General features: G+C 61.3%; 1 pseudogene. It reads right to left on the bottom strand.

Features of this window, described 5'->3' with window-relative positions:
• Window positions 1-17 precede the first annotated feature (17 nt).
• Window positions 18-730, bottom strand: a pseudogene (locus tag J6497_RS40740) (IS5 family transposase).
• Window positions 731-801: the final 71 nt, after the last annotated feature.

Here is an 801-nt window from a genome sequence, read left to right as displayed (position 1 = left end):
CTAGGGTCTGTTGGGATTCATCGGGAGTTTATCACGGCCGCGACCAGATGGATCATGGAGGCGAAGCTTTGATCGGTCTTTTCGGCGCGCATGGCGATGCGTTTGAACTCCTTGAGCTTGCCGAAGAAGTTCTCGATGAGATGCCGCCATTTGTACATCTCCTCGTCGATGGTGAGAGGCTTGGCGCGGCGCGGATGCTGGGAGATGACGACCTTGGCGCCGCGCGCATCGAGTTCGGCGATGATGGCGTTGCTGTCGAACGCCTTGTCGGCGATCAGCGCGTCGAAGGCCAATCCCTCGATGAGCGGCGGCACGCCGACCGTGTCGAAGCGCTGTCCCGGCAGAAGCACGAAGCGCACGAGATTGCCGAGCGCGTCAGTGAGCGCCAGGATTTTGGTGGTCATGCCGCCTTTCGAGCACCCGATGGCCTGGCTTTGAGTCCCCCTTTTGCGCCCTGTCCGTGGCGGTGGACCTTGACGATGGTGGCGTCGACCATGGCGTATTCCAAGTCGGGATCATCGGAGACGGCGTCGAACAGCCGCTTCCAGATATCCGCCTTCACCCAGTCGCGGAAGCGCGTGAAGACACTGTTCCAGTGGCCGAACGAGGGCGGCAGATCCCGCCAGGGACTGCCGGTTCGCGCGATCCACAGCACGGCCTCGACAAACCGTCGGTTGTCCTTGCCACTGCGGCCGGGATCGCTTGGCTTGCCAAGACAAAGCGGCTCCATCTTCGCCCATTGGGCATCAGTCAAAACGAATCGGTCCATCCATAGCTTGAATCACAACCGAGCCCGGATGA

The organism is Bradyrhizobium cenepequi (genome assembly GCF_020329485.1).
Lineage (GTDB): Bacteria > Pseudomonadota > Alphaproteobacteria > Rhizobiales > Xanthobacteraceae > Bradyrhizobium > Bradyrhizobium cenepequi.
Note: the sequence above shows the minus strand (reverse complement) of the source record. Positions and strands in the feature narration are given on the sequence as shown.